The sequence below is a fragment of the Tissierellales bacterium genome (genome assembly GCA_025210965.1).
GTDB lineage: Bacteria > Bacillota > Clostridia > Tissierellales > JAOAQY01 > JAOAQY01.
Map to the genome: position 1 here is coordinate 1 of JAOAQY010000131.1, position 4,662 is coordinate 4,662.

Consider the following 4,662-nt stretch of genomic DNA (forward strand, 5'->3'; position numbering starts at 1 on the left):
AAATAACTATTTATTATTTGGAGGTTTTATATTTTATGACATCTACCAACAACTTATTAGAAAAGGATGGATTAACTTGTATACTATACTGATAACATACTATGAAAAATTAAATATATTAAAAGCATGTCTCGAACAAATTAACCAATTTTATCATGAGAATACTAATTTCAATGTTCTTATTGTTAATGATAATGATGAAGTAAAACTTGATACACTCATTTCAGCAAAAGACTTCTTGTTTGATTTAACCATAAAGAATGTTAATACAAATAAGGGCTATGGTGGCGCTATAAACTACGCAAGCAAATTTATCAGTACAGAGTTTATTATTTTAATGGATTCAGATATTATGGTTTCTAGCAACTGGTTAAATGAGTTATATGCAACGTATGAACGCTTTGAAAATGTTGGTTGTGTAGGTGCAAAAATTTACAATATGACAGATTCGACACTTCTTTATTATGGACTTCTGAATTCGGATACAGAGATTATTAAACCTTTTTTAGGTTCATCAATCGCCCATTCTTATTGTGAATATGACCTTGAATGCCAACTGGTTCCGTCTGGTGTATTACTAATAAAAAAATCTTTATTCGTTCAAGTGAACTGTTTTGATGCTGAAATGTATAACGCATACTTAGATCTTGATTTGGCTATGAAATTAAATGCACTCGGTTATAAAAACTATGTGTCAACAAAATGCGTTGTGTACCATAGAGGAACTGTATCAGGAACTATTCGACATTCTTTTCACGCACATGCTAAAGCCTTGTTTTTTAGTAAGTGGACCCAACAATTAGAGAACAAAGGCATTGATTTTTTTGAAACTCAAATTAAAAACCTACCACAACATATTTCTTCGGATCTCATGATTTTTGATTTTACAAATACACCAAACTCATCACTCTATACAAGTATCATAAAAAAAATCATGAATAATAAATCAATAAAAACAACTAAAATGCGACATAATAAAAATGGTACTTTATTTATAAATGATTACTTGTCACCAGATATATGTCGATACCAGCTCCCGTTCATTTACTTAGTCAATGACTTTAGAGTGATAAAAAATAATCACTTTTGGTTTTCTAATCGTAATAATAATAATGATATCGTAATAGATATACATGGAAATATTGTAAAAAACGTAAATAATAAAATGAAAGAAGTTTGTTTATAATTATGAATGCAACAAGGCGTATTGTGTATCATTTAAATACGTAACTTCATCAATCTTAATTCGATTGCTCCAATCAGCCAAACTAAGAATTTTATCTTTAGAATCCAATTTGTCCAAATATAACTTTTCGAACGTTTGGATATTGGCAATTACAATTCGTTTTCTGAGATTGAGCGTATGATCTTTTATTATTTTGTAACACTTGTCGTAGTAATTATATGCTTGAGTAAGTTTATTAATTTTAGTGCATCTAATTGCTTCGAGCATATATATTTTCCAGAGTGATGTTCTATCATCATAAGCATTACTTAATTCTATATATTCATTTGCATATCTATCATATTCACTAAAATCATTAATTAAATGAAAATAAGATAGATAAAGAATAATTGCTCTTTTAAGTAATAATATATTATTTACTTCCTTTGAGAGCCCATAGGCCTCATCTAGGGAATTTTCGGCCTTTAAATAATCTTTATTTAAAATTGATATAAGCGCCTTCTGATGTGCTATTTCTAACGGGCGTGTTTGAATATGGTCATTTACATCTAAATCTAAAGTTGTAGCAGCACTAAAGTATTGAATAGTTTTTTCTAATGATAAATTATTTTTAAAATAATAATAACCTAAATCTGAATTAATAATGCTCAAATTCATTTCTCTATCTTCAGTTAAATGGGCTATTTCTTCAGCTTTTCTTAAGTGCTCAAGCGCTTCTTCTTTTTGATCCATTTCTGTAAGAAGAACACCTAGCCTATCATGGGTAATAAACGAATAATGGGGAACAATATTCTTAAATCGCAAAAACTTTTTTAATACTTTTAAAGATTCTTGTTTATTGTTTGCATGAAGTAATGCATTTGCATAACGATGTATAAAATTAGAGTATTTTAAACCATCTATTTTCAATTTGAAACGATTGAGTATTATATATACTTCTTCGAAAAAATTTAGCTCACCATCTATATTTGCATATTCAGGGATATAATTAATAATGATTGCTGCAATTTCTGTATATTGCTCAATATCCTTTAAATAGTAATGGGTTAAATTTAATGCGAACATTATTTTTCGCGAAAGCTGTAAAAACACTTGACTATTTAGAGCAGATTCAGCGAAAAGAAGAGCATCTCTAAATAATAGAATATTCTCATCTATAGTATTTAACTGAATCGAGATTTGTGTTCGCAGTGCATACTCAGTCAGTTTATCAACTGTAAGTTTAGTATGAGAAATCCATTTATGAATCATTAAAAAATCATTACTTGTAGGAAGATAATATGAATCTTTATTTTCATTTAAATATAAGCTAATATTATCATGATATAGCTGAATATACCCCATATCATTAATTTTTATAATACAGGATTTTTCAAACTGAATAAGTTCTTGAGATGTAATGTTAAGATAGTTCTTTACAAATTCAAATGGTATATGATAGTTGAATATCTTCATAAATTTTAATAGAGCATCTAGCTTTATTTTCATTCCATCAATGTAGTTAAAATATTCAATTCTAGATTTAACGGTATTTCGAAATACATTTTTCTTATCATTTAGAGTTAAAGTTAAATCTCTGTAATCAACAATTTCCCATTGGTTCCTACGTTTGAGTTCTAGAATGCCTAATTGCTCTAATAAGATAATTGCTGAATATAAATCATATGGTTTTGTACCAACTTTTTCTACAATTAGCTTTAATTCATCTTTATACTGAGTGTTTTCAGCGATAAATGATTTTAAAAACAAATTTGCTTCATCAATAGAAAACTTATCGATGATTAGATTATGCACTGTATTGGGATAATCATTTTCTATAAACTTTAACTGTCGATTAAAAGTTGAAACACTCGCTTTGTTACTTGGCAAAATGGTTTCGGTATTTTCAATCAAAATTAAAAAGAGCCTTATGTTTGCTCCAACGAGTAAATTAACAAGTTCATTTATTAGCTTTAAAATATTAGGATTAGTCTCTTGAATATTATCTATAACAATCAATCTAGATCTGTGTTGGCTTTCTTGATTCAAAAAATGAAACATGATTTTAATTACGATTTGGTAGGCTTGATATACATCTATATGATCGGGAGTGGATGAATAAATTGCCAAAGATGTACAGATATCAAGTACAATTTCATCTTTAATACCTGATGTTTCATAAAAAGATTTTATATCTTCTTTTTTTATTTCAAGTGTTCGTAACTTAGGCGGTAATTTAGAAAAATTCGTCAACATTTCATTTAACAATGTTGTATCATTTGTTCTTGAAATGTTGTATTCATTAATTATGAAATGTTGTTTTTTACAAATATCTATAACTTCATCTGCAAACCTGCTTTTACCTACACCACCGATACCTTTTATATTAAGAAGCTGAAAATAACCATCACTTGATAATTGAGCGATCTTATTAATTTTATCAGAAAGGTAAGATGTTAAATTTCCGAAGTAGGCAGGTTCTTTAACGCCAGACTGGTCAATTTTTCCTATTTCAATAATGCACTTTTCTTTATTAGACTTTTCATCTATCAATTCAAGAAAAATTGGGGGTAATTTTATTTCGTTTTCAGATGAAAAGCAAGTAAATTCAATAATAAGTGAGTAGGAACTTGATTCTTTATTAATATGAATCGATTCATTTTTAGGATAAATATTAAACTCATCATTGTTACCAACTACATAATCCACTTTTCTTACAATCTTATTATCCACTGAAAAGAGTATATTTAAAAAAAATGTATTTCCTCTTTTAAGTTTAAAAATGCTATCTGATTTAGCATTTATTGTTCTAAGTTCAGAATGGTCTCTAAATTCACTAATGATCGCTTCATAAAAAAAACCATACTGGTTATCGTTATTAGTTGTTAAAGAAAAATTTTTAAAATATTTTCTTAAAATTGAGGGAAATTTAATTATTTCATAATCAAGCTTTTGACCATCATAAAAATCAGGTTTTAAACCCTTAGTCTCAAAAAATTCATTAAGATATCTTTTTGTATTGGGTCTTATTCTTGATGTAGAAAAAAATATGACATATTTTGAGTCTTTTATGTATGCTAAGATTGCATTTTTTCCTATAGCATCTAAATCAATATCACGTTTCCAATGTTTGCACTCTACCCAATAATCAGTTAATCGTTCAGATTCAGAACCTACTGCAATAACGTCTATACCACCATCATTAACGATACTTGTCGCCTGAAAATTCATATTGTATTTTTTACTTAAAAATATGGCACATATTTTTTCGAAATCTGCCGATTTATGATTATGCCATGGTAATCTTTTTACGTCTTTCATGATTAATAATTCACCTTCAACAAGTTTATTTCTTGCTCCAAATAATAAATAGTTATTTTAAGTTTACAACATTTAAAAATTATCCGTTAAGGCTAATTTTACCATAAGATATTTATTATTCCAAACGCCACTTTCCTAAAAGCTTCAAAAGACCGAACAGAGTTTCTAACCAATCG

The 4,662-nt window shown here is 27.8% G+C and carries 2 protein-coding genes; one reads left to right on the forward strand and one right to left on the reverse strand.

All coding sequences use genetic code 11. The annotated features are described in order from the left end of the window. Positions 1 to 1,186, forward strand: a 1,186-nt coding sequence (locus N4A40_09540; GenBank protein MCT4662090.1) for a glycosyltransferase, incomplete at its 5' end; no start/stop codon positions are given. Here N4A40_09540 and N4A40_09545 read toward each other — a convergent pair. After that, entirely contained in the window at positions 1,187 to 4,486 is a 3,300-nt protein-coding gene (locus N4A40_09545; GenBank protein MCT4662091.1) for a restriction endonuclease, read from the reverse strand. Between the last annotated feature and the right edge of the window lie 176 nt (positions 4,487 to 4,662).

What these genes read in the sequence shown, in the direction of transcription:
- N4A40_09545 (MCT4662091.1), bottom strand. Translation starts at nt 4,486, where the DNA reads ATGAAAGACGTAAAAAGATTACCATGGCATAATCATAAATCGGCAGAT.